Annotated in this window: 17 protein-coding genes and 1 riboswitch; of the genes, 11 read left to right on the top strand and 6 right to left on the bottom strand. The window is 51.4% G+C overall.

Translation table 11 applies throughout. The annotated features are described in order from the left end of the window. Nucleotides 1–57: 57 nt before the first annotated feature. Nucleotides 58–1,401, bottom strand: a complete 1,344-nt coding sequence (locus tag DYA43_RS12575) for a cation:proton antiporter (RefSeq protein WP_020433257.1) — start codon at nucleotides 1,399–1,401, stop codon at nucleotides 58–60. Between the two features lie 194 nt (nucleotides 1,402–1,595). Here DYA43_RS12575 and metH point away from each other — a divergent pair, with 194 nt between their 5' ends. Continuing rightward, nucleotides 1,596–5,276 carry a methionine synthase gene (gene metH / locus DYA43_RS12570; RefSeq protein WP_061056943.1) on the top strand — a complete coding sequence of 1,227 codons (3,681 nt, stop codon included), beginning with the start codon at nucleotides 1,596–1,598 and terminating at the stop codon, nucleotides 5,274–5,276. Between the two features lie 82 nt (nucleotides 5,277–5,358). Here metH and lysC read toward each other — a convergent pair whose 3' ends face one another. Beyond that, on the bottom strand, nucleotides 5,359–6,708 hold the full coding sequence (gene lysC, locus DYA43_RS12565) for a lysine-sensitive aspartokinase 3 (protein WP_020433254.1): 1,350 nt from the start codon (nucleotides 6,706–6,708) through the stop codon (nucleotides 5,359–5,361). A 107-nt stretch (nucleotides 6,709–6,815) separates the two neighbouring features. Next, nucleotides 6,816–6,993: riboswitch (Lysine riboswitch) on the bottom strand. Nucleotides 6,994–7,167: 174 nt separating this feature from the next. Here lysC and DYA43_RS12560 point away from each other — a divergent pair. Further along, nucleotides 7,168–8,289, top strand: coding sequence for a pyridoxal-phosphate-dependent aminotransferase family protein (locus DYA43_RS12560; RefSeq protein ID WP_020433253.1), 1,122 nt, complete (start codon nucleotides 7,168–7,170; stop codon nucleotides 8,287–8,289). Nucleotides 8,290–8,323: 34 nt separating this feature from the next. On the opposite strand, the gene DYA43_RS12555 is transcribed toward DYA43_RS12560, so the two are convergent. The 4 genes from DYA43_RS12555 to DYA43_RS12540 all read right to left on the bottom strand — a co-directional run bounded on the left by DYA43_RS12555 (nucleotide 8,324) and on the right by DYA43_RS12540 (nucleotide 14,781). Next, a complete protein-coding gene (locus DYA43_RS12555; RefSeq protein ID WP_061056942.1) occupies nucleotides 8,324–10,102 on the bottom strand; it encodes a PglL family O-oligosaccharyltransferase in 1,779 nt (592 codons plus the stop codon). 71 nt (nucleotides 10,103–10,173) lie between these two features. Beyond that, the gene (uvrA, locus tag DYA43_RS12550; RefSeq protein WP_061056941.1) at nucleotides 10,174–12,996 is read right to left on the bottom strand and encodes an excinuclease ABC subunit UvrA; all 2,823 of its coding nucleotides are present in this window, start codon (nucleotides 12,994–12,996) and stop codon (nucleotides 10,174–10,176) included. A gap of 137 nt (nucleotides 12,997–13,133) precedes the next feature. Beyond that, a complete protein-coding gene (gene galU / locus DYA43_RS12545) occupies nucleotides 13,134–14,003 on the bottom strand; it encodes a UTP--glucose-1-phosphate uridylyltransferase GalU (RefSeq protein WP_020433248.1) in 870 nt (289 codons plus the stop codon). A 127-nt stretch (nucleotides 14,004–14,130) separates the two neighbouring features. Beyond that, complete coding sequence (locus tag DYA43_RS12540) at nucleotides 14,131–14,781, bottom strand: LuxR C-terminal-related transcriptional regulator (RefSeq protein WP_024374534.1); 651 nt, start codon at nucleotides 14,779–14,781, stop codon at nucleotides 14,131–14,133. A 283-nt stretch (nucleotides 14,782–15,064) separates the two neighbouring features. On the opposite strand from DYA43_RS12540, the gene DYA43_RS12535 reads away from it, so the two are divergent. From DYA43_RS12535 to mshE, 9 genes are all read left to right on the top strand, one after another. After that, entirely contained in the window at nucleotides 15,065–15,595 is a 531-nt protein-coding gene (locus tag DYA43_RS12535) for a single-stranded DNA-binding protein (protein ID WP_020332215.1), read from the top strand. A gap of 135 nt (nucleotides 15,596–15,730) precedes the next feature. Beyond that, nucleotides 15,731–17,725, top strand: coding sequence for an RNase E specificity factor CsrD (csrD, locus tag DYA43_RS12530; protein WP_020433244.1), 1,995 nt, complete (start codon nucleotides 15,731–15,733; stop codon nucleotides 17,723–17,725). A gap of 7 nt (nucleotides 17,726–17,732) precedes the next feature. After that, on the top strand, nucleotides 17,733–19,181 hold the full coding sequence (locus DYA43_RS12525) for a hypothetical protein (RefSeq protein WP_061056940.1): 1,449 nt from the start codon (nucleotides 17,733–17,735) through the stop codon (nucleotides 19,179–19,181). After that, nucleotides 19,178–19,828 (top strand): MSHA biogenesis protein MshJ, encoded by a 651-nt coding sequence (locus tag DYA43_RS12520; protein WP_020433242.1) that lies wholly within the window; start codon nucleotides 19,178–19,180, stop codon nucleotides 19,826–19,828. The genes DYA43_RS12525 and DYA43_RS12520 overlap by 4 nt, the downstream gene beginning before the upstream one ends. 25 nt (nucleotides 19,829–19,853) lie before the next feature. Next, entirely contained in the window at nucleotides 19,854–20,132 is a 279-nt protein-coding gene (locus DYA43_RS12515; RefSeq protein ID WP_172465299.1) for an MSHA biogenesis protein MshK, read from the top strand. A 15-nt stretch (nucleotides 20,133–20,147) separates the two neighbouring features. Beyond that, nucleotides 20,148–21,782 carry a pilus (MSHA type) biogenesis protein MshL gene (gene mshL, locus DYA43_RS12510; RefSeq protein WP_020433239.1) on the top strand — a complete coding sequence of 545 codons (1,635 nt, stop codon included), beginning with the start codon at nucleotides 20,148–20,150 and terminating at the stop codon, nucleotides 21,780–21,782. A gap of 5 nt (nucleotides 21,783–21,787) precedes the next feature. Continuing rightward, the gene (locus DYA43_RS12505; protein ID WP_047460061.1) at nucleotides 21,788–22,630 is read left to right on the top strand and encodes an ExeA family protein; all 843 of its coding nucleotides are present in this window, start codon (nucleotides 21,788–21,790) and stop codon (nucleotides 22,628–22,630) included. Continuing rightward, nucleotides 22,630–23,721 carry a tetratricopeptide repeat protein gene (locus tag DYA43_RS12500; RefSeq protein ID WP_061056938.1) on the top strand — a complete coding sequence of 364 codons (1,092 nt, stop codon included), beginning with the start codon at nucleotides 22,630–22,632 and terminating at the stop codon, nucleotides 23,719–23,721. The genes DYA43_RS12505 and DYA43_RS12500 overlap by 1 nt, the downstream gene beginning before the upstream one ends. After that, nucleotides 23,711–25,435 carry an MSHA fimbrial ATPase MshE gene (mshE, locus tag DYA43_RS12495; RefSeq protein WP_061056937.1) on the top strand — a complete coding sequence of 575 codons (1,725 nt, stop codon included), beginning with the start codon at nucleotides 23,711–23,713 and terminating at the stop codon, nucleotides 25,433–25,435. The genes DYA43_RS12500 and mshE overlap by 11 nt, the downstream gene beginning before the upstream one ends. Nucleotides 25,436–25,438 lie beyond the last annotated feature (3 nt).

Below are 25,438 nucleotides of genomic sequence, written 5' to 3'. Positions count from 1 at the left end.
TAAAAAAAGCAGCAACGAAGTTACTGCTTTTCTACTTTGTATTAAAGGCGGGAGAGATTAAACGTTCTGTTCCTGCTGCTCTTTTGGTTGCGCTTCTTTGCTCAGAGCGACTTGTTGTTCCTGTTCCATCTCTTTTTCAGCTTTCTTAGCTTTTTCAATCATTGGCGTAATGGTTGAGCCTTGAACCAGAATTGAGAATACCACTACAGCGTAGGTCATCACCAGAATCAGTTCTTTTACATCGATCAGCTTGTCTGGAATGATCATCATGCCGGATGGAATCGACAATGCCATCGCCAGTGCAAGACCACCGCGTAGGCCGCCCCAAGTCAGAATTTTAATCGACCAAGGGTTGTATTTGCGGTAGCGCTTAAATCCAATGTAAGACACGAACACACTCAGGTAGCGAGCGCACAGTACGAGTGGAACCGCGATTGCCATCATGATCCAGTCTTCTTCGTGGAATTCAAACAGCAGCATCGACATACCGATCAGCAGGAACAGCACGCCGTTAAGGAATTCGTCAACCAGTTCCCAGAAGTGGTCCAAGTGTTCTTCACTCTCTTTAGAGAAGCCGATAAAGCGAGTCCAGTTACCGATCATGATGCCTGATACGACCATCGCCAGCGGCCCAGAAACGTGAATTACATCGGCGAAGACATAGCCTGCGGTTGGGATACCGATGGTGAGCAACAGCTCCATCGAGTGGTCGTCAGTGGCACTGATTAAGTAGTGGAACAGCAGACCTAGAAGGAAGCCGTAGAAGATACCGCCCATTGCTTCTTGAGCAAACAGACCGACAACACTGCCGACCGTTGGAGCTTCATGACCAAACGCGATAGTGAAGATCGTTACGAAGATAACCAGGCCAAAACCATCGTTAAACAACGATTCGCCTTCGATCTGAGTCGAAATACGTTTCGGAGCGTTGAGCTTTTTCACGATGGCCAGAACGGCGATAGGGTCGGTTGGGGAAATCAGTGCACCAAACAGCAGGCAGTAGACCAGATCAAAGTGAATACCGATAAGCTGACAGAAGGCATACAGACCAAAACCGATAAAGAAGGTTGAGAAGAGTGTCGCACCCAGCGCTAAAACCGTAATTTCCCACTTTTGATCTTTCAGGTTCGGCAGTTTGATGCCAAGACCACCGGCGAACAGCAGGAAGCCCAGAATACCTTTCAGCAGGAAGTTTTCGAAGTTAATACTGGTGACTGTTTCAGTGGCAATTTGAGTCAGATGAAACCAGTCATTTTGACCGGCGATAAGGATAAGTAAGGAAAGCAACATGGAACCTGCGGTGATCGCAATCGTGGTTTGCATCTTACCTATCTTACTGTTTAAAAAGGCGATCATCATTGCCGCAGCAGATAGAAAGCACAGAGTATAGTAGACCGACATTTTCTTCTCGTTGTGTAACAAAATATGAACGAAATTGTCCTTCGATGCTGGGTAAATAGCAAACACTTTTTTATGTACACTTTTATCAGTTCGAGGTGGAATAAGTTAGTGCCAATTAGCTATTTTAGACGTCTAGATTTCTAATCAATGTGTGATAGGATGTCGGAAAAGCAAAAAAGGAATGAGGCTGTATTGTGGGAACTAATGTAAGACACCAAATCGAATCGCAACTGCAACAGCGTATCTTACTGATCGACGGTGGTATGGGCACCATGATCCAGGGATATAAGCTGGAAGAGCAGGACTACCGCGGCGAACGTTTTGCCGATTGGCACAGCGACCTGAAAGGGAACAACGACCTGTTGGTGCTTACCCAGCCTCAGCTGATTAAAGAGATTCACTCGGCTTATCTGGAAGCCGGGGCGGATATTCTTGAAACCAACACCTTCAATGCCACCACCATTGCGATGGCTGACTACGACATGCAGTCGCTGAGTGCCGAGATCAACGTTGCAGCGGCGAAGCTCGCACGCGAAGTAGCGGACGAATGGACGGCGAAAACGCCGGATAAACCCCGCTATGTCGCCGGTGTTCTTGGCCCAACCAACCGCACCTGCTCTATCTCTCCGGATGTGAACGACCCGGGCTATCGAAATGTGACCTTTGAACAGTTGGTTGAAGCGTACTCGGAATCGACTCGCGCACTTATCAAGGGCGGCAGCGATCTCATCCTGATTGAAACCATCTTTGATACGCTGAACGCCAAAGCGTGCGCTTTCGCGGTCGAGTCGGTGTTTGAAGAATTAGGTATTGAGTTGCCGGTGATGATTTCGGGCACCATTACCGATGCCTCTGGCCGCACCTTATCGGGTCAGACGACCGAAGCTTTCTACAACGCGCTGCGTCACGTGCGCCCAATTTCCTTTGGCCTGAACTGTGCGTTGGGCCCTGACGAGTTGCGTCAATATGTGGAAGAACTGTCGCGCATTGCTGAGTGCCATGTCTCCGCGCACCCTAACGCAGGTTTGCCAAACGCCTTCGGTGAATACGATCTCTCGGCCGAAGAGATGGCCGAACATATTGAAGAGTGGGCAAAAACGGGTTTTCTGAACTTAGTGGGCGGCTGTTGTGGTACGACGCCTGAGCACATTGCTGCGATGGCGAAAGCCGTTGAAGGCGTCAAGCCTCGCGCTTTGCCGACACTCAACGTGGAATGTCGTCTCTCTGGCCTGGAGCCGCTGAACATCGCGAAAGAAACCTTGTTTGTGAACGTCGGTGAACGTACCAACGTGACGGGTTCAGCTCGCTTCAAGCGTCTCATTAAAGAAGAACAATACGACGAAGCGCTGGATGTCGCGCGTGAACAGGTCGAAAACGGCGCGCAAATCATTGATATCAACATGGACGAAGGCATGTTAGATGCTGAAGCCTGTATGGTGCGTTTCCTTAACTTGTGTGCGTCTGAGCCGGAGATTTCGAAAGTTCCGGTAATGGTCGATTCATCCAAATGGGAAGTTATCGAAGCGGGCCTGAAATGCATTCAGGGCAAAGGCATCGTGAACTCCATTTCCCTCAAAGAGGGCAAAGAGAAATTCGTTCAGCAGGCGAAACTCGTGCGTCGCTACGGTGCTGCGGTGATTGTGATGGCGTTCGATGAAGTTGGCCAGGCCGATACCCGTGAACGTAAACTAGAAATCTGTCGCCGCGCTTATCACATTCTGGTCGATGAAGTCGGCTTTCCGCCAGAAGACATCATTTTCGACCCGAACATCTTCGCGGTCGCAACGGGTATCGATGAACACAACAACTATGCGCTTGATTTTATTAACGCGGTAGCGGACATCAAACGCGATTTGCCGCACGCCATGATCTCCGGTGGCGTATCCAACGTGTCGTTCTCCTTCCGTGGCAATAACTATGTGCGCGAAGCGATCCACGCCGTGTTCCTGTATCACTGTTTCAAAAACGGCATGGACATGGGCATCGTGAATGCCGGCCAGCTGGAAATTTACGACAACGTGCCAGAGAAGCTGCGTGAAGCGGTCGAAGATGTGATTCTAAACCGTCATAACGATGCGACTGAGCGCTTACTGGAAATTGCCGATGAGTACCGTGAAAATGCGGTTGGCAAACAGGACGATGCTTCTGCGCTTGAATGGCGTACCTGGCCGGTCGCCAAACGTCTGGAACATGCGTTAGTCAAAGGGATTACCGAGTTTATTGTTGAAGACACTGAAGAAGCACGCGTCAATGCCAGCAAGCCGCTGGAAGTGATCGAAGGTCCGCTGATGGACGGCATGAACGTCGTCGGTGACCTGTTTGGTGAAGGCAAAATGTTCTTGCCGCAGGTGGTGAAGTCGGCGCGCGTGATGAAGCAAGCGGTGGCGCACTTAGAGCCGTTCATCAACGCTGAAAAGCAGTCAGGATCAACCAACGGCAAGATCCTGCTCGCGACAGTGAAGGGCGATGTGCATGACATCGGTAAAAACATTGTCGGTGTGGTATTGCAGTGTAATAACTACGAAATCATTGACCTTGGCGTGATGGTGCCGTGTGAACAGATCCTTAAAGTGGCACGTGAGAAAAACGTCGATATCATCGGTTTGTCTGGTCTGATTACACCATCGCTGGATGAAATGGTCCACGTAGCCAAGGAGATGGAGCGCCAAGGGTTTGATTTGCCGCTGCTGATTGGTGGTGCGACGACCTCGAAAGCGCATACTGCGGTGAAGATTGAGCAGAACTACCATCAGCCTGTGGTGTATGTAAACAATGCTTCGCGTGCGGTGGGGGTGTGTACTTCACTGCTGTCTGACGAACTGCGTCCGGCCTTTATTGAAAAATTGGACTTGGATTACGAACGCACACGTGATCAGCATGCGCGTAAAACGCCGAAGACTCGTCCGGTGACACTCGAGGAAGCACGTGCTAATAAGGCGCCGATTGATTGGGACAGCTACACACCACCCGTTCCGGCCAAACCCGGCGTTCACGTATTTGAACACGTTGAGCTGTCTACATTGCGTCAGTACATCGACTGGACGCCATTTTTCATGACCTGGTCGCTGATGGGCAAATACCCGGCGATCTTGCAACATGAAGAAGTGGGCGAAGAGGCTCTGCGTCTGTTTAAGGATGCCAACGAATTGCTGGACAAGGTTGAGCGTGAAGGCTTACTGAAAGCCAGTGGTATGTGTGCGCTGTTCCCGGCGGCGAGTGTGGGGGATGATATTGAAGTGTACCGCGATGAGTCGCGTACGGAAGTGGCCCACACCCTGTATAACCTGCGTCAGCAAACCCATAAGCCGAAAGGGGCGAACTACTGTCTGTCGGATTACATCGCGCCGAAATCGAGTGGTAAAAAGGATTGGATTGGGGCATTTGCGGTCACGGGCGGTATTGGCGAACGTGAGCTGGCGGATCAATACAAAGCGCAGGGTGATGACTACAATGCAATCATGATTCAGGCGGTGGCCGACCGTCTGGCCGAAGCGTTTGCTGAATATCTGCATGAAAAAGTGCGCAAAGAGATTTGGGGCTACGCGACGGATGAAAACCTGTCGAACGACGAGCTGATTCGCGAAAAATATCAGGGGATTCGTCCGGCACCTGGTTATCCGGCCTGTCCGGAACATACCGAGAAAGGCACCTTGTGGGAGATGCTCAAGGTTGAAGAGACGATTGGCATGTCGCTGACTACCAGTTATGCGATGTGGCCGGGCGCATCAGTGTCGGGCTGGTATTTCTCGCATCCGGATTCACGCTACTTTGCCATTGCGCAGATTCAGGATGATCAGGTGCAGAGCTACGCTGAGCGCAAAGGGTGGGATAACCTTGAAGCCGAAAAATGGTTGGGGCCAAATATCAACGGCTAAGCACTGAAACAACAAAGTACAGAAACAACAAAGGTCACCTGAGGGTGACCTTTTCTTTATGCGTTTTGCTAACGAAACCCAATTATAGCTCGAACAGATCCTGATGCAGTTTCTGAATCACATTCTTTGAAACAGGTGCATCAACCAAGAAGCAGAGGTTGTGATCGCTGGCGCCGTAACAGATCATGCGCAGGTTGAAGTCACCCAGAGTGCTGAACACTTGCTTGGCGTAGCCTTTGGTCTCCATCTGGTTGCCGATCAACGCCACCAAACACAGATTGTGTTCCACTTCGACTGTCGCCAGTTCTTCCAATTCGGCACGCGCTTCTTGAGGTAGTTCCGGCGCGCCACCAGACGTGTCGGTTTTATCCAGAGTCAGCGACACACTGATCTCTGAAGTCGTGATCAGATCGACGGAAATTTTGTACTTGGCCAGAACTTCAAACACTTTAGCCAGGAAGCCGTAGGCATGAAACATCTTGGCGCTGCGTAGTGTCACCATGGTCTGGTTGCAGCGCAGAGCCAGCGCGCGAAACTGTGGTGAGTTTTCCACTTCCTGACGAATCCAGGTACCGCCTTTTTCCGGTTCTTTAGACGAACCGACAAACACAGGAATGCCGTGACGAATCGCCGGAACCAGCGTGGAAGGGTGCAGGATTTTAGCGCCAAAATTGGCCATCTCAGACGCTTCGCTGAAACTGATCTCCGGGATTGGCGCAGCTTTAGGCGCAATGCGTGGGTCTGTGGTGTAGATGCCCGGTACGTCAGTCCAGATCTCGAGGCCGCTGGCTTCAACGGCTTCAGCAATCAAGGCTGCTGAATAGTCACTGCCGCCACGGCCCAGCGTGGTGGTGTTACCTTGCTCATCTGAGCCGATAAAGCCCTGCGTGACGACCACATGTTGCTGGCACAGCGGCACCAGCGTTTGTTTGGCCAGACGTTTGATCTCATCAACCTGCGGTTCCGCGCGACCATAATGATCATCGGTGCGTAAGACGTCACGAATATCAAAACGCACCGCATCGACGCCGCGTTCACGCATCAGCTGCGCCAGAATATAAGTCGACATCAGTTCACCGCAGGCAACCAGATGATCGGTCAGTTTCTTACTGGATTGGAACGAGGCCGCTTCAGCAGCGCTGGCCACGCTGTCTAAAATGGTGTGCACTTCTTTTTCGACCTGAGTCGGGTCCGCCAACTGGTCAATAATCGCATCATGAATATCCGCCAACTGCTTTACGATTGCCAGACGCTGTTCAGCTTCCTGCACACCGTTTGCCAATTCCACCAATAGATTGGTCACACCAGAGCAGGCGCTGCTGACGACCAGTTTGGTTTGTGGATTATTTTCGATGATGGCAGAGCAACGGCTCATCGCTTCAAAATTCGCAACACTTGTACCGCCAAATTTGGCGACATTGAATGCACTCACGGCATTTCTCCCAGACTTCCCAGAAATTAAAATGGTTGGTAATCCAACGTCCAATGTTTTGAAGAGAGTGTTCTTAGAGCAAAAAAGAGAGGTGTACTTTGAAAGGTTTCCTCAGAAGCTCTTCATCAGCATAGTACTGATGACAGTTGAAGGGATTCAGCCCGTTCAACCGACAAACCAGAACCACAATTCTGATCCATCTCGGCACTACTCCCCCTGAGTGTTCTGTATTGGAGTTGAGGCTCCACAAAACACCTGCCTGGGCAGTGCTCCTCTTCTGCTAGATAGCTCACACATTGAACGGGTTTATGTGCTTATTGTCAATCGTAAATTTCTCACTCAATGAAAATAATTATTCAGTGAATGTGACGCTGGTTCGACCTCTAGACCTCAGTCGAATTGTCGCGTTGGGGGATTTCGATTACCCTTGTTTTTCATCCCCCCAAGCAAGGAGCAATTATGACTATCCGTAGTTTCATTCCCCCACATCGTATTCTGATGGGCCCTGGCCCCTCGGATATTTCTCCGCAGGTTCTGCAGGCACTCAGTCGCCCAACGGTGGGCCATTTGGATCCACTGTTTGTGGGGATGATGGATGAACTCAAACAGCTGTTGAAATACGCGTTCCAGACTGAAAACGACTTTACCATTGCGGTTTCCGCACCGGGCAGCGCGGGGATGGAAGCGTGTTTCGTCAATCTGGTTGAACCGGGTGACAAAGTGATTGTGTGCCGCAACGGTGTGTTCGGTGAGCGTATGCGCGAGAACGTCGTGCGTTGTGGTGGCGAAGTTGTCGTTGTGGATGATGAATGGGGTAAACCTGTCTCGGTGGAGAAAGTGTCCGCGGCGATTGCGCAGCATCCGGATGCCAAAGTTCTGGCGTTCGTACATGCTGAGACTTCTACCGGTGCTTGCAGTGATGCCAAGGCGCTGGGCGCGTTGGCGAAACAGCATGGTATGCTGACAATTGTTGATGCGGTGACGTCATTGGGTGGTGTGCCTTTGCTGGTGGATGAATGGCAACTGGATGCGGTGTATTCCGGTAGCCAGAAGTGTTTGTCGTGTGTTCCGGGCCTTGCTCCGTTGACCTTTTCAGTCAAAGCGATTGAGAAGATACAGTCACGCACCACACCTATTCAGAGTTGGTTCCTCGATCAGAGCTTGGTTTTAGGGTATTGGAGCGGGCAGGGTAAACGCAGCTACCACCATACGGCGCCGGTGAATAGTCTGTATGCGCTGCATGAAGCGTTGTTGATCCTGAAAAATGAAGGGTTGGAGAATGCTTGGGCTCGTCATCGTAAGATGCACGATAAACTCAAAACAGGTTTGGAGCAGTTGGGACTGACGTTTGTGGTGGATGAAGCCAGCCGCTTGCCACAACTGAATGCGGTGTACATTCCTGAAGGTGTCGATGACGCTGCGGTACGCACCCATCTGCTCAATGAATACAACCTAGAGATTGGTGCAGGACTGGGGGCTTTGGCAGGCAAAGCGTGGCGCATAGGCGTGATGGGCTATGGTGCAAGAGCAGAAAATATAGCCTTGTGTCTCAAAGCCCTGGAAGAAGCGCTGACGCAATAAGTGACAATAAAAAAGGTGGCCGGAGCCACCTTTTTTATTCCTCGTCGCTCTCCTCGTACGATTGAGCTGTCGAGACCGCGCTCGAAGGCGGTACATATTGCACGTTGGCGAACTCTTTATCCGGAAACAGAAATTCAGCTTCAGTGCGGATCTGTTCAGCGCGGCTATGATCGCCTAATCCCTGATATGCAAGGATCAGATTGTTGTAAAACGCCGGGCGTGGCTTGTGTTTGATGATTGCCAATGACCAATCGATGTAGGGCTGAATATACTGCGGCTGTTGGTTGTACAAACCGATATTGAGGTACGTACTGTAAACATCCCAGTCGTAACGATCTTGCCAGACGACCGGATTCGTCACTTTGTTGAGAATTTCCGGATCCCTGGGTTGTGAGGTCTCAAACTTCGTCAGCACGTAATTGGTGTGCAGAGCGCTGAGCATGTAGATCGTTGTGAGAAACGGCAGCAGTATGCTGGCGATACGCAGTGCGGATTTACTGAACTTGCTAAAACGAGCGAAGCGATATTTGGCGACCCGTTGATCGATCCAAAACAACAGAATAATAAACGTAATCCAGTGAATGGCTGAGTGGTAAAACGGATATTCGAGCTGGCTGTGCAGTGTAATGGGTAACAACAGAGCAAACATAGCCAGTCGGGTGCCTTTCTTAGCGGACCGGATACGCATTAAGACGAATCCGGCTGCAATCGCCATACCCAGAATCGGCAGCAGGCCACCTTCTACACCCCAGTACAGCGTTTCATTATGCGGATGGTCCATAGATGGCAGGCCAGGATGATAATTGCTGTTGAGCTGGTGCTGACGAGCCGTGTAGAGCATATATTTGGCTTCGAAGTTCCCGTAGCCGTAGCCGGTAAAGGGCTTTTCAATCAGCATATCCAGCGCTTGCGGAAAAGTGTAGCGCCGCGGACTGTCTAAATCGGCTTTGTCGGCCGCAAGCTGACCATTATTTCCAACCTGTAAGGCGGCAAAACCAATCAACAAACCTGCGATACTGGCCAGAATCCAGTTGATAAATCGCTGACGCGGTGAAAAACGGTAGATATAAGGCAGGATCAGAGCGATACCTAATAGCGCCGATAACCAACCCGTACGAGAAGCCAGCACGACTAACAGCGGCAGCGTCATCACCGGAGTGAGATACAGCAAACTGACTTCGCTGAGGTGTTTGTTGTATTTCTTCGGCTGACGGGCCAGCAGGTAGCCAGACAGCACCAGTCCTGTCGCGAGGAAGCTCGCCATCACATTAGGTTGCTGGAAAATGCCGTAAGGTCGGTTGGCTATCGTATTGTAGCCAAAGATATTGCCCGGTTTGAGTTCAAAGTACTGGAACAAGCCAAAGGCGGCTTCAATCAGACAGGCCAGAACGATGTACCACAGCAGACGCTGTTTATGCTTATTACTGAAATAGAACTGCTGCAGCACCACAAATAGCAGCAATCCGGCCCACAGTCCGGTAATGCGGCTCAATGCTCCTTGCCAATAGGCGTTGGAGTAAAACATCGGCAGAGTCATGATCACACTGCTGATCAAAAACACCACCGTCAGTTTGGAATAACGCAGTTTGCGGTAGGTTGCGAGCTGATAGAGGCCAATGGCGAGGGCAAAGCTCAGCACTAGCCAGGTGGTGGCATTGAATGACAGCGCTAATCCGGCACCGCCCGGATTGGGCATAAAAAAGTGCATCGCGAGCAAGTACACGCAGCCTAACGCAATCAGAAAAGGTTTATTCAACGGAACACTGGGCGCTTGTGGTTCCAGTTGAGTGCCACTCAGTAACAATGTTGCCATAACGTCTCACAACCAAATGGAAAAAAGAAACCAGCGTCAGACCGCTGGTTTCGTCACTTTACCGCTTTTTTCTATTTCAACATAGGCTTAAGGAAGCGAGCCGTATGCGATCCTTCGACCTGCGCCACATCTTCCGGTGTACCTTGGGCGATGATTTCTCCCCCACCTTGTCCGCCTTCAGGGCCTAAATCGACAATCCAGTCGGCGGTTTTAATGACATCCAGGTTGTGCTCAATCACCACCACGGTGTTGCCGTTATCTCGCAGGCGATGCAATACATCGAGCAGTTGCTGAATATCATGGAAGTGCAGACCTGTGGTTGGTTCATCCAGAATATACAGTGTTTTGCCTGTGTCGCGTTTGGACAGTTCTCGAGCGAGTTTCACCCGCTGCGCCTCACCACCGGAAAGAGTCGTAGCGGACTGGCCAAGACGAATGTAAGACAGACCAACATCCATCAAGGTTTGCAGTTTACGGGCGATCACCGGTACTGGCTCAAAGAATTCGCGCGCGTCTTCCACGGTCATTTCCAGCACTTCATCGATGGTTTTGCCTTTGTAACGCACTTCCAGCGTTTCGCGATTGTAGCGCTTGCCCTTACATACATCACACGGTACATACACATCCGGCAGGAAGTGCATTTCCACTTTGATCACCCCGTCACCCTGACAGGCTTCACAACGCCCACCACGGACGTTGAAACTGAAGCGACCCGGTTTGTAACCTCGCGAGCGTGATTCTTGCGTGCCGGAAAACAGTTCGCGGATCGGAGTAAAGATCCCAGTATAAGTGGCCGGGTTTGAACGTGGCGTACGACCAATTGGGCTCTGGTCGATATCGATCACTTTATCGAAATGTTCCAGACCTTTGATCGACTTGTACGGTGCAGGTGTCGAGGTGGTCGCGTCATTCAGCGCAATGTGCGCAATATTAAAGAAGGTATCGTTGATCAGCGTCGACTTACCAGAACCTGATACCCCGGTAATACAACTGAACAGGCCCACCGGAATTGACAGATTGACGTTCTTCAGGTTATTGCCGGTCGCACCGATCAGCTCAACCGTTTTCTTGGCATCGCGTGGTACGCGCTGCTTCGGTACCTCAATGGCTTTAACGCCGCTCAGATACTGGCCTGTCAGCGAGTTTTTGTTGGCAATGATTTCTTCCACTGTGCCTTCTGCGACGACGGATCCGCCATGTACACCCGCACCCGGACCGATGTCAATCACGTGATCGGCCAAGCGGATCGCATCCTCGTCGTGTTCAACGACCAGAACGGTATTGCCCAGATCGCGCAAATGATTCAGTGTTTTCAACAGGCGTTCGTTGTCTCGCTGGTGGAGACCAATTGACGGTTCATCGAGTACGTACATCACGCCCACCAGACCGGCACCAATCTGGCTTGCCAGACGAATACGCTGCGCTTCACCGCCAGACAACGTTTCCGCACTGCGCGACAGATTGAGATAGTTCAGACCGACGTTGACCAGAAATTGCAGACGGTCGTTGATCTCTTTCATCACTTTTTCGGCAATCTGTGCACGCTGTCCTTCCAGAGTCAGCGTCTGGAAGAAAGCCAGAGCATCGGCGATGCTGAGCTCGACGATTTGCGGCAAAGTGGTGTCATTAACGAAGACGTTGCGCGCTTCAAGACGAAGGCGAGTCCCTTCACAGCTTGCACACGGTTTGTTGGAAATGTATTTCACTAGCTCTTCGCGTACTGAGCTCGACTCGGTATCACGGTAGCGGCGTTCCAGCGTGTTCAGAATGCCTTCAAACGGATGACGTTTAACGCGGATGTCACCACGATCGTTAATGTATTTGAATTCGACTTCCGTGCGGCCAGAACCTTGCAGGATGATTTCCTGTGTTTTCTTTGGCAGCTTGTTGAATGGCGTATGCAGATCAAACCCATAGTGATCTGCCAGCGACGTCAGCATCTGAAAGTAATAGTAGTTTTTCTGATCCCAACCACGAATGGCGCCTTGAGCAAGACTCAGGCTGGCATCCTGAATGACCCGGTCCGGATCGAAATATTGTTGAACCCCCAAACCGTCACAAGTCTGGCAGGCGCCTGCTGGGTTGTTGAATGAGAACAGACGTGGTTCAAGCTCTCGCATACTGTAACCACAATGCGGGCAGGCGAAATTGGCTGAAAACACGTGTTCTTCACCATCGCCTTCCATCGGTGCCACCACCACGATCCCGCCGGACAGTTCCAGTGCGGTTTCAAACGATTCAGCCAGGCGTTGCTGCAGATCGCTGCGTACTTTGAAACGATCCACCACCACTTCAATGGTGTGTTTTTTGTGTAGTTCCAGTGTCGGTGGATCGGAAAGATCGCAGGTTTCCCCATCGATGCGGGCGCGAATAAAGCCTTGCGCGGCCAGATTTTCCAAAGTTTTAACGTGTTCGCCTTTGCGCTCTTTCACGATAGGGGCCAGCAGCATCAGCTTGGAGCCTTCCGGCATCTCCAGCACTTTATCCACCATCTGACTGATGGTTTGCGCGGCCAGCGGCACTTTGTGTTCCGGACAACGTGGTTCACCAACGCGGGCGTATAACAGACGCAGGTAGTCATATACCTCGGTAATCGTACCGACGGTCGAACGCGGGTTATGGGAGGTAGATTTCTGTTCAATAGAAATTGCTGGTGATAGACCCTCAATATGGTCCACATCCGGCTTTTCCATTAATGACAGAAACTGACGCGCATAAGCTGACAGGGATTCGACGTAACGGCGTTGCCCTTCGGCATACAGAGTATCGAACGCGAGCGATGATTTACCCGAACCAGATAGGCCCGTGATCACAATCAGTTTGTCGCGCGGAATCGTCAGATTGATGTTCTTCAGGTTATGGGTACGAGCACCACGTACTTCGATTTTGTCCATCAGATTTGCTCTATGTCATACCAAGTCGAACAAGTATTACATAGAGTGAGATTTGTGCAAAGAAGTACTGGATAAAAAAACAGTTAAAAATAAAGCCATCTTAAAAGATGGCTTTATCGTTCTGAAACTAAGGCAGATTAAGCTTTCTTGGTGGAGTGCTTAGCCAGTTCAACTTTCTGTTCGTTTTTCTGATACAGATGTTCAAAGCAGTAGTTGGTTGCTTCGATGTAGCCTTCTACGCTACCACAGTCAAAGCGTTTGCCTTTGAATTTGTAGGCCAGAACGCAACCCGCTTGTGCTTGTTTCAGCAGAGCGTCCGTGATCTGAATTTCGCCACCTTTGCCCGGTTCCGTATTTTCGATCAGTTCAAAAATATCCGGAGTCAGAATGTAACGACCGATGATCGCCAGATTACTAGGGGCGGTACCCGGCTCAGGTTTTTCGACCATATCATCGACACGGAACAGATCGTCTTTGATCATCTCACCAGAAATTACACCATATTTATGCGTTTCATTTTCCGGGACTTCCTGAACGGCAACGATTGAGCAACGGAACTGTTTGTACAGGGCAACCATTTGCGCCAATACACCTTGCTCTTCGTTCACACACAGGTCATCAGCCAGAACCACAGCAAATGGCTCATCGCCAACCAGTTCTCGACCAGTCAGAATCGCATGGCCCAAGCCTTTCATTTCGCGCTGACGGATGTAAGTAAATTGTGCGGTATCGATGATCTGGCGGATATCAACCAACAGCTCTTCTTTGTTGGTACCACGGATCTGGTGTTCCAGCTCGTAGTTCATATCGAAGTGATCCATGATCGAATGCTTGCCGCGGCCAGTGACGATACACATACCCGTCATGCCCGCCTGAATCGCTTCTTCGACGCCATATTCAATCAGGGGTTTGTTGACAACAGGCATCATCTCTTTAGGCATGGATTTGGTGGCCGGTAAGAAACGTGTGCCGTAGCCAGCTGCCGGGAATAGGCATTTGTTAATCATAATTAAAGCCCTATTTTTCTTGGATTTGCATATTGGGGAGCAAAGATGGGAGGCACTTTATCATGTTCCGGGTGTGAACTTCAGCACATTCTCAGGTCGGGTCCAGAAAATGTGCTGATAACCTCAATTATGAGAGCAGGTTTTGGTTCGCCCAGGCGATGGCTTGGGTGCGGTTTTTCACCGAGAGTTTTTTGAATATCTGATAGAGGTGAGATTTGACGGTAAATTCGCTGATAAATAAGCTTTCTGCCATCTGCATATTTGATGCGCCCGTTTTTAGACTGCGCAAAATCTGTAGTTCTCGCGTGGTGAGTTCGATGGTGGCCTTGGTATGGTGATTCTGAAAAATGTGGCGATAGTAGTGCAACAGTTGGCTACTGACATGACGAGGCAACCAATTCTGGCCGTTGATGATTTCTGCCAGTCCACGCGCAATCTGTTCAGGCTCGCTGGGTTGGTAGAATAAGCCTTTAAGGTTGCCGAAACTGAGCAGGTCGTCGGTACACAAACGCTTGCCAACTTGAAACAGAATGGTTTCCAGATGCGGACTGGTCAGGCGCAGTGGTGCCAGCCGCTGGCGGATTGCGTCATGTTCGTCATAATTAAGTAACAGGATTTTATGTTTGTCAGCCTGATAGGCCTGCAGCAACTGCTCCGGTTCGATTTGAGGAACCGGAATTGCCAGTAGGTCGAAAGCCGATTGCAGGACAGGCGGCGCGGAAGCTGTCTGATCCAGACAGAGGTAATATATGGTTCGGGCGTAGTTAGCTCGTTGCATGATCTCAATTCAGGGTGATAGTCGTTTGGATAAATGCACGATGCCGAAAAATATTTATGGAGGCGAATTTATACTGAGCGTTTGCGTGATGTCTCAATATGCGAAGTAAATGAGTAGCTTGTCAGCGATAAAAAACATCGAACTGGGCCGAAAAAATCGTGACATTGAAGGGCATTCCCGTTTGTGAGCAAAGAACACATTTGTTGAGTGATTGGTACACACTTCAAAGCATGTTATCCTTGCCGACTATTTCAAAAAAACCTATTTGAAAACGGAGCAAAAAATGGCAACCCGTGGCGTGAATAAAGTAATTTTGGTTGGCAACTTGGGTAGTGATCCGGAAGTTCGCTACATGCCAAGCGGTGGCGCAGTTGCGAACATCACTGTAGCCACGTCAGAATCATGGCGTGATAAAGCAACCGGCGAACAGCGTGAGAAAACAGAATGGCACCGTGTCGCTCTGTATGGAAAACTCGCAGAAGTCGCAGGTGAGTATCTGCGCAAAGGTTCTCAGGTTTATATCGAAGGCCAGCTGCAAACACGTAAGTGGCAAGATCAAAGCGGTCAGGACCGCTACTCAACCGAAATCGTTGTACAGGGCTACAATGGCACTATGCAGATGCTCGGTGGCCGTCAGCAAGGTGGTATGCCTGCTCAGGGTGGCGGTATGAACCAGCCACAGCAAGGCGGTTGGGGACAGCCTCAACAACCAGCCATGCAGCAGCACAAACCAATGCAGCAGCAGGCACCGCAGCAATCTCAGCCGCAATACAATGAACCGCCAATGGATTTTGATGACGACATCCCATTCTAAGCGTTCCGTTTCTGAAAAAAGCCGCGAAATTCGCGGCTTTTTTATATAGTTAACTATCCAACTGTTCCATTAAGTGTTTGAAACCCGACCGGGTCTTGTTTCCTCAACCGATGAATAGGAAGGGAATTCAGTTTCATGCGGTATACCCCGACTCTTAAATTGAGTACGCGTTTAGTCGCGTTTGTCACGCTGATCGTTACCAGTGCGATGTTCATTTTGTTCATCGGCGGAACGCTTTCATTCCAGCGCATGGGACAGGAATATCTCAACCATTACCTGCAAGGGATCGTGGAAGTCGTGGATAAAGAGCTGGAAGATCCAGACGCCGCCTATTCCATGCAGCGTTGGATGCCGAAAATGTTGCAGGCATCCAATATTGTTGAAATGCAGCTCTCTTCCCAAGCGGGAACGATTTATCGCTTCAAAGACACCTCGTCCAAGGCGGATCCGGATCGCCTTTACTCGATCGATTTACCTTTGGCCCGCAATCAGGGTTACTCCGTGCATTTCAAAGCCGTGCCACCTTACCTCGGATATGGTTATTCGATGGGGGCAATGTGGTCGATTTCTCTCGCTGTGGCGCTGATTGTGTTCTGTCTGGTACGTGGTGTGAAGTGGCTGAGAGAGCAGTTATTGGGCTCAGAATTGCTCGAAGAGCGTGGGCGTATGATTCTCGCTGGCAGAGTGGAGCAGTTTGCCAAGGGGGATGAACGCGAATGGCCTTATACCGCCAGCGAAGCGTTGGATGTGCTGATTGAAGAGCTGCAAGATGCCCGTCAGGAGCGCAGCCGGTTTGATACTTTTATCCGCAGTCAGACCTTTTTGGATCAACTGACGGGGGCTGCAAACCGCGTATTGTTTGACAGTAAACTCGAATCGGCATTGCTGGAGAGCGGCGCTCGTGGCGGTGTGATCATGATTCGTATTGATGAGCTGGATGTGGCGCGCGAAGAGCAGGATAAGCGCACCATCGACGAATTTGTCGTGGAAGTTGGCGAGTGCATTTCCAACGTCATTGCCCGTTATCCGGATGTCATTTTGTCGCGCTACTATGAATCGGTGTTTGCGATATTCATGCCTCATCAGGGCTCAAAAGATGTCGCCCATGTCGCGACTCAGTGTCTCAAACTGATTGAGCGTATTTCCCCGCCTCATCCACTGGATGCCGAGAACTGGTTCCATATTGGCGTCAGCATGTATCAGGAAGGCGAGCGTCGTGGCCGGGTGATCGATGAAGCGGAAACCGCACTTAAAAGCGCAGGGCTGCAAGGCTGCAACGCCTGGAGCCGGTTTAAAAAAGTGGCGAAAGTGGAAGACGAACGAGGCAGTGTTCGCTGGAGATCGCTGTTCGATCAATGTCTTACACCCGAGAAAATCAGACTTTTCCGGCAACCGTGCTATTTAACCAAGCCCTTGAATGGACTAACATTGGCCCACAATGAGTTGTTTGTTCGCATCTACGACCCTGAACAAGGCATACTCAAAGCGTCACGTTTCAGCTCGGCTCTGGAAACTGTCGGCTATGAAATGGTGCTGGATCGGGCTGTTTTCACCCGCGTATTGCAACTGCTCAAGATTCCAGAGTTCACCGGGAATTATTCGTTGAACATGTACGTGACTCCGTTTGCGGATAAGCGCTACCTGCGTTGGTTCCGCAATGAACTGATGCAATTGCCACACAGTTTACGCTCACGTTTGTCGTTTGAATTTGCCGAAGGTCATCTGGTACAACATCTTGACTACATGCGCCCGGTACTGAAGATGATGGCAGGCTTAGGTTGTGAGCTGGTGGTTGGGCAGGCTGGCCGAACCATAGTCGCGACGCACTACATTAAAGACCTCAACATTACCTATTTGAAGCTGCATCGAAGCCTGATCAAAAATATCGACCAACGTCATGAGAATCAGCTGTTTGTACGCAGTATGATTGGTGTCTGCGGTGGAACTCAGACAAAAGTCATCGCGGTCGGGGTCGAAAATGAGACAGAATGGCAAACGCTGTTGTCGTTAGGGGTCGATGGAGGCCAAGGGCGATTGTTTGAAGCGGAGCAGGCTTTGCTGCCCGCACCGCCAAGTCCAGCCGAAACCCACGTCAAACCGGGCAAACGTAATCGCTGGCGAACGAAGTAAATGACGAATGAAAATTGATGCTCTGATAAAGAAACTGACACACAAAAGAACCCATAGCCGCTCAATTTTCGCAGTGGTTCAGCCGGACTCAATCTATTTTTCCTCATCGGCTGAGCTCTCCCTACCGGAACACTACCCACTCTCGAATCACTCGTGGCCCCAAGCCCTGATTCAGGCCTTGAAACAGAGTGGCGCCAAAGGCGTCACCGTGGATGTCGTGCTCCATTCCCAGCTTTATCAAAGCTACCAGATTGAAAAGCCAGCACTTCCGCGTGAAGAGTGGCCAGCAGCGCTGCCATTTTTACTCAAAGATTTGATCAGCGAGAAAGTCACCGAAGTCGTGGCGGATGCGCATCCGTTGACAGGAAGCAGTAAGGTCCAGGCTTACGTGATGGCACGCAAACAGGTATTGGAAGTGGCTGCATTGCTGGAAAGTCTCGGCTGTGAACTGGGGCGCCTGCTGCCGGAGCAGGAAGTGTGGGCGCATTGCTTACCGGAACAGTCGCATTTTCTGTTGTTGCAACGCAGCAAAGGCGGCCACTTTAAACTGGATGCTTTCGTTGACAAGCAGTGTCATTTTCAGCGCACACTGAGAGGTGTCGTTGCACCGATCACGGGGGTCGCAAGTTCCGCGTTGCAGTTGGACGGACTGGCGCTGGAGCTGCAACGTTCGATTGATTATCTCTCTTCTCAGCTCAAAGGCGTGGCGCTGCATCATCTGAAGGTATGCTGTGACGACGAAGATCATGTCGAGCTGGTGCAAGCACTAAACGAACGGTTAAGTGTTAAGGTTTCTCCGCTGTCGAATGACGGCGCTCAGGCCTTGTCCGGACAGGTGCTGGCACAACACACCTCAATGGCACCGGGCGATACGCTCAATTTTTATCAGGATCACCTGAAACCGAAGAAAGATTACTTTTCTCTCTCTGCTGTGATCGGTGTTTGGGGCGTAGCATTGGCACTAATGCTGGTGGTCTCAGGCATCTACCGTTTCAATATCGTAAAGCAGGGTGAAGCATTAGCAGGCGTTGAGCAACAGGCTGCTCAGCTGAGCCAGCAAGTCAGTGATCTGAAGAAGCAGGTGGATCGGCATCAGCCGTCAGCAAGCAAGGTGGCCGCCGTGGCCCGACTGAAAAAAGAGATTGCAGCCAAGCAGGCTTCCCTCAATGCCATCAGTGACTTTGACCATTCTCTGCAAGTGGGGTATTCCGGAGTCATGGATGCACTGGCTAAGCTGGCGCGTCGCGATATTTCACTCAAGCAAATTGAAATGGATAAGCAGCGCTTTGACATTCAGGGGCTGGCACGCGAAGCGAAAGTGATTCCGAACTGGATTGCAGAGTTTCAGAGCGAGTTGCACCTGGTTGGGCGCAGTTTCGATCAACTGGTCATCGGCCGTAATGACGAAGATGTGGTAACGTTTGAATTGAAAACCAAACAAGGAGCGAAGCGATGAAACAGCGCTGGAGCGTCTGGAGTGACGCATTCGCTAAACGCTCGCAACGAGAAAAACTGCTGATTAGTTTGTGTGGCTTAGTGGCGGTAGTGTTTATTTCTCTGACCCTGCTGGTTGATCCGCTGGTGGCTCAATATGGGCAGCAGCAGACCCGGTTGCAAGGGCTCATCTCGTCGAACCAGAGCGCGCAACTGACCATTCAACAGCTGCAGGTCGCGCTGAAAAAGAATCCGGATGAGAGCATCGATAAAGAGTTTGCAACGCTGCAGGAACAGAGTCAGTCGCTGTCTATGGAGCTGGCTAACTCTACTGAAACCTTAGTTTCTCCGACACAGATGGCGACGCTGTTGCAAACAGTGCTCGACAACAGCACCAAGCTGAAATTGATTAGCCTGCAGTCATTGCCTGCTGAACCCATCGTTCCTTCGAAAGACGACCCGAGTGCAGTTAAGTACTATGTGCATCCGGTGCGCCTTGAGTTGACTGGCAACTATTTCGCGATTCGGGATTATCTGCTCGCGCTGGAAAGCCTGCCAGTGAAATACTATTGGCGCAGTTTCAAGTATCAGGTCGAAACCTATCCTCAGGCCAGATTGATTTTACAGGTCTATACATTGGGATCGCGAGAGGAGTTCATCGGTGGTTAAAGTTGGCATCCTACTGAGTACGCTCATGATCAGCGGTTTGGCTTTCGCGGCCGAAGACCCGACTGCGCCGTTAGGCTACGCTCCCAGTCAGGCGCAGAGGACGGCTCGTCAGCATCCTTTGCCTGAACTGCAAAGTATTGTGTGCCAGCAACAATGCTTAGCCATTCTCAGTGACCAGGTTGTGACGGTAGGGCAAACAGTTCGTGGCTATCACGTGGCTGGCGTGACGGAATCAACGGTGACGTTGACTCGTGGTGGCAAGCGTTGGGAGCTTGAGCTTTTCTCCCTGAATATCAAGAATTAAGGTATGAATGTGCATATGCGTAAACTGGTTATCGGTGTGATGATCACCACCTTAGTGGGCTGTTCTATGGGGCATCGCGATCCTGTGGAAGTCAAGCAATCGCTGAATCAGTCGATCAACGATGCCAACAGCCGCAACCTGGATCAGCTTCCAGCCTCTGTGGAAGCTGATCTCATGCCGGATTTGAATGAAACCAATGCTAACGCAACGCCGCACCTCAAGCGTTTTCGTATTCAGGCGAATAACGTTGACGCTAAGGCGTTTTTTGCCAGCCTGGTGCAAAACAGCGAATACAGTGTGGCGCTTCATCCTGCTGTCGAAGGGCGGATTACGGTCAATCTGACCGACGTTACGTTGGATGAAGCTCTGAACGTGGTGCGTGATTTGTACGGTTATGACATTGAAAAAGTCGGCAAAGTCATTCAGGTTTATCCGGCCGGTTTGCGCACCGTGACTATTCCGGTGGACTACCTGCAGTTTAAGCGCAGCGGGCGCTCGCTGACGGCGATCACCACGGGCACGATTACCAACACTGACACCAGTTCCAATAACACCAGTTCATCGAGTTCAACCTCATCGAGCTCAAGTAACAACAGCAGTTCGAATAGCACCACCACGGCACGTGGCGGTACGGAAATTGAGACGCTGAGCGAGAGTGACTTCTGGCCTCAATTAGAGAAAGCCGTCTCGCGCTTGATTGGTAGCGGACGCGGGCAGAGTGTGGTGGTGACGCCGCAAGCGGGAGTGCTGACTCTGCGGGCCTATCCGGATGAAGTGCGCGAGGTGCGCCAGTTCCTCAACGTGTCACAACAACGCATGCAGCGTCAGGTGATTCTGGAGGCAAAAATTCTGGAAGTAACGCTGACCGACGGCTATCAACAAGGTATCAACTGGTCGAATATGTCGATGGGCAACGGCAAAGTGGTCATCGACCGCATCGGTGCGGCGACTTCAACCTTGCCCGGATTGGATACCATCGGAACCCTGCTTTCGGGTCAGACTAACATCACCGTTTCCGATGGCAGTTTTGAATCGGTACTGAGTTTTATGTCGACGCAAGGCGACCTCAATGTTCTCTCCAGTCCTCGTGTGACCGCAGCCAATAACCAGAAAGCGGTGATCAAAGTTGGCAGTGATGAGTACTACGTGACCGACCTAAGTAGTGTGGTCGGTTCGGGCGATAATACCGAGGCGGCGCCGAACGTAGAGCTGACGCCGTTCTTCTCCGGTATCTCTCTCGATGTGACGCCGCAGATCGACGATAAAGGCAACGTCTTGTTGCATGTCCATCCCAGCGTAATTGAGGTCGAGCAACAGGATAAAGAGATCACCTATAACGACAGCACGTTTACCCTGCCACTGGCACGCAGTTCGATTCGTGAGTCGGATTCGGTGATTCGCGCGCAGGACGGTGATGTGGTCGTAATTGGCGGTCTGATGAAGACCAACACCACCAATAAAGTGTCAAAAGTACCATTTCTGGGCGATATCCCCGCACTCGGACATCTGTTCCGCAGCACCAGCGAACTGACAGAAAAAACCGAGCTGGTGATATTGCTCAAGCCGACGGTGGTTGGCGTGAACACGTGGCAGAAAGAGCTCGAACGCTCACGCGATCTGCTGCAAGAGTGGTTCCCGGACGCTGAGTAATGCTTATGTATCTGGCACACTTTGGCCTGGATCAAATGCCGTTTCATCTCACTCCGGACACCCGTTTTTTCCTCGGTCTGGCGCCACATTTTGAAGCGATTCAAACCGTTGGCGCGGCACTGGAAATGGGCGAAGGGGTGATCAAAATAACGGGCGAGGTCGGCACCGGAAAAACCATGGTCTGCCGCATGCTGCTGACGCATCTGGCGCAGGACATTGTTCTGCTCTATCTACCCAATCCTGCGCTCAATGGCTCTGAACTGCGCCGCGCGGTCGCAACCGAACTCAAACTGAACGTGCCAGATGACCGCGATTTGGTGGAACGAATACAGACCGAACTGATGGCGTTGCATTTTGCGGGTAAACGAGTGATAGCCATGGTCGATGAGGCGCAGGCATTGTCGGATGACGCCCTGGAAACACTGCGTCTGTTTGGCAATCTGGAAACGGAAAACGCCAAGTTGCTGCAAATCGTGCTGATCGGTCAGCCGGAACTCGACAGCCGACTTGCGCAGCATCATCTGCGTCAGTTTCGCCAGCGTATTACCTTCAGTGCGCAGCTCCGGCCGCTAACACTGGAAGAAACCGTTGCGTACATCGATAACCGGCTACACAAGTCCGGAGCAAGCGGTGAGCTGTTTACGCTGAATCAGAAGAAAGCGTTGTGGCGGGCTTGTCGCGGTATTCCGCGTCTGATCAACCAAGTGTGTCATAAGGCACTGTTGCTGACCTATTTCGCTCAGCAACCTAAAGTCAGTAATCAACAGTTATACAGTGCGGTTCACGACACGTTTGATACCTGTAAACCGAAATTCAAAACCCCGCAGCTATGGGGATGGAGTCACTGATGAGTGAAATCAACAAAGCGCTGTCGCAGCTCGCAACGAAGCATCATGCAACGTTGGAGCATATTCAGGCGGCTGACGTTCCGTCAGTGACCAAACGTCCCGCCTGGATTTGGGCGATTGGCGGTTTCGGCCTCAGTTTGGCCGTCGGTGGCTGGGCTGTTTCGCAGCAGGCGTCCGTCGTGGCAGAGCCGATTCAAACCTCAATCAGCGTACCGGTTATTCCGGTGTCGGCATCGCAGCCGTCGCCGACACAAAAAACACACACCAGCCGGGTGAATATCTACCACGCGGACAAAGAGACGGTCACACCGCTGGTAGCTGAACCACCTTTGGCGGAGCGCGATGTGTTGACAGGTGTTGTCAGCCAACAAGCCAGCGCTCAAAAGCTCGTTTCGCCTCCTGTTTTACTGGCCAGCACAGTGACGGCGCCAGCCACGATGGCTCACTCACAAGCTGAAAGCGAATCCGTGCAGATGTCGATTGAACAAGTTGAGCTGACGCCCTTGCAACTGGCTGAAAAGGCGGTAGCGCGGGCCAGTAAGGCTTTGGACAGTAACGATTTTGAATCGGCAGTCAGCGCATACACAGAAGCTCTGCGCTATACGCCGGATGATGAACGTGTGCGTCAGAAGCTCGCTGCGCTCTATTATGGCAAAGGTGACGTCAGACGCGCTTTTGACCTGCTGCAATCAGGGATTGAGCTTAATCACAACGGTGAAACGCTGCGCATCGCGTTAGCGAAACTGTTGATGAAAGAGAATCAGACCGAAGCGGCGCTCTCGCCGCTGTCGTATTTGCCGCAAAGTCCTTCAGCGGAATACCTGTCGCTGCGCGCAGCGCTGGCACAGAAGAGTAAGTTTAACGATATCGCCTTGGAAAGTTACCAGTTACTCACCCAAAAAGAAGCCAACAATGGGCGTTGGTGGCTCGGGCTGGCCATTCAGCAGGAGCGTGCTTTCCAGCTGTCCGAGGCAAAGCAATCGTATCTGCAGGCACAAAACAAAGTGGGGCTGTCGGTTCAATCACAAGCTTTTATTCGCGATCGACTCAACGTGCTGGCAAGCCTAGAGGAGACCTCGAATGCAAATTAAACTGCGTAAACGTCTCGGGGATTTGCTGGTTGAAGAAGGCATTGTTTCTGAGCAACAAGTCGAACAGGCCCTGAGCGCTCAGCGCCAGACAGGCAGCAAACTCGGCAGCACGCTGATTGAGTTGGGGTTCCTGACTGAACAGCAAATGCTGACGTTCTTGTCGCAGCAACTCTCACTGCCGCTGATTGATCTCAACCGCGCGCATGTCGATATCGATGCGGTTCAACTGCTGCCGGAAGTGCATGCCCGTCGCCTGCGGGCATTGGTGATTGGCCGCAGCGGTGAGACGTTGCGGGTTGCGATGAGCGATCCGGCGGATTTATTTGCGCAGGAATCGCTACTCAACCAGCTGCCAAACCACAGTTTTGAATTTGTTATTGCTCCAGAAAAGCAGCTGGTGGAAGGGTTCGATCGCTACTACCGTCGTACCAAAGAAATCGCCTCTTTCGCAGAACAGTTGCACGCAGAGCATCAGGTGAACGACGCCTTTGATTTCACCATCGGCGATGATGACAGTGAAGACGTAACCGTCGTGAAACTGATCAACTCGCTGTTTGAAGATGCAATTCAGGTCGGGGCTTCGGATATTCATATCGAGCCGGAAGCCAACCTGCTGCGCTTGCGTCAGCGCATCGACGGGGTGCTACATGAAACCCTGCTCAATGAAGTGAACATCGCTCCTGCATTGGTGCTGCGCCTCAAACTGATGGCGAATCTGGATATTTCCGAAAAACGTCTGCCTCAGGATGGCCGTTTTAACATTCGAGCCAAAGGTCAGTCCGTGGATATTCGTATGTCCACCATGCCTGTTCAGTACGGCGAATCGGTGGTGATGCGTTTGTTAAATCAGACATCGGGTGTTCGTAAGCTGGAAGAGTCGGGAATTCCGGATGATCTGTTGGTACGGTTGCGTCGCCAGCTCAAGCGTCCGCATGGCATGATTTTGGTCACCGGCCCGACGGGCTCCGGTAAAACCACCACACTTTACGGCGCGCTATCGGAACTTAACACGCCGGGGAAAAAGATTATCACCGCAGAAGACCCGGTGGAATATCGCATTGAACGGGTAAACCAAGTGCAGGTGAATCCGAAGATCGATCTGGATTTCTCTACCTTGCTGCGCACCTTCCTGCGTCAGGATCCGGACATTATTCTGGTGGGGGAAATGCGCGATCAGGAAACGGTGGAAATCGGCCTGCGCGCCGCACTGACGGGTCACTTAGTCTTATCGACGCTGCACACCAACGACGCCGTCGACAGCGCCTTACGTCTGATTGATATGGGTGCGCCGGGCTATCTGGTGGCCAGTGCCGTGCGAGCGGTGGTGGCTCAGCGTCTGGTGCGCAAAGTGTGCCCGGACTGTAAAACTCACGATGAACTGGATGATGCCCGACAGCAGTGGCTGGAAGTACGCTTTCCGAATCAGGTGGGCGCGAAATTTGTGCGTGGGCGTGGTTGTCAGAACTGTAACCTGACCGGTTACCGTGGCCGGGTCGGTGTGTTTGAAATGCTGGAGCTGGAGCATCATATGATGGACGCGCTGCGTGCCAATGATGCGGTTGCGTTTGGCCATGCGGCCCGGGCTTCAAAAGAGTACAAGCCGCTGCTTGCATCTGCGATGGAACTGGCGCTGAAAGGCGTGGTGAGTCTGGATGAAGTGATGGCGTTGGGCGAAGGCGATGCTTCCGGTGTTGCTCAGGCCATTTATCTGTAGGGC

Source organism: Vibrio fluvialis, from assembly GCF_900460245.1.
GTDB classification, from domain to species: Bacteria; Pseudomonadota; Gammaproteobacteria; order Enterobacterales; family Vibrionaceae; genus Vibrio; species Vibrio fluvialis.
This window is presented reverse-complemented; position numbering and strand designations above follow the sequence as displayed.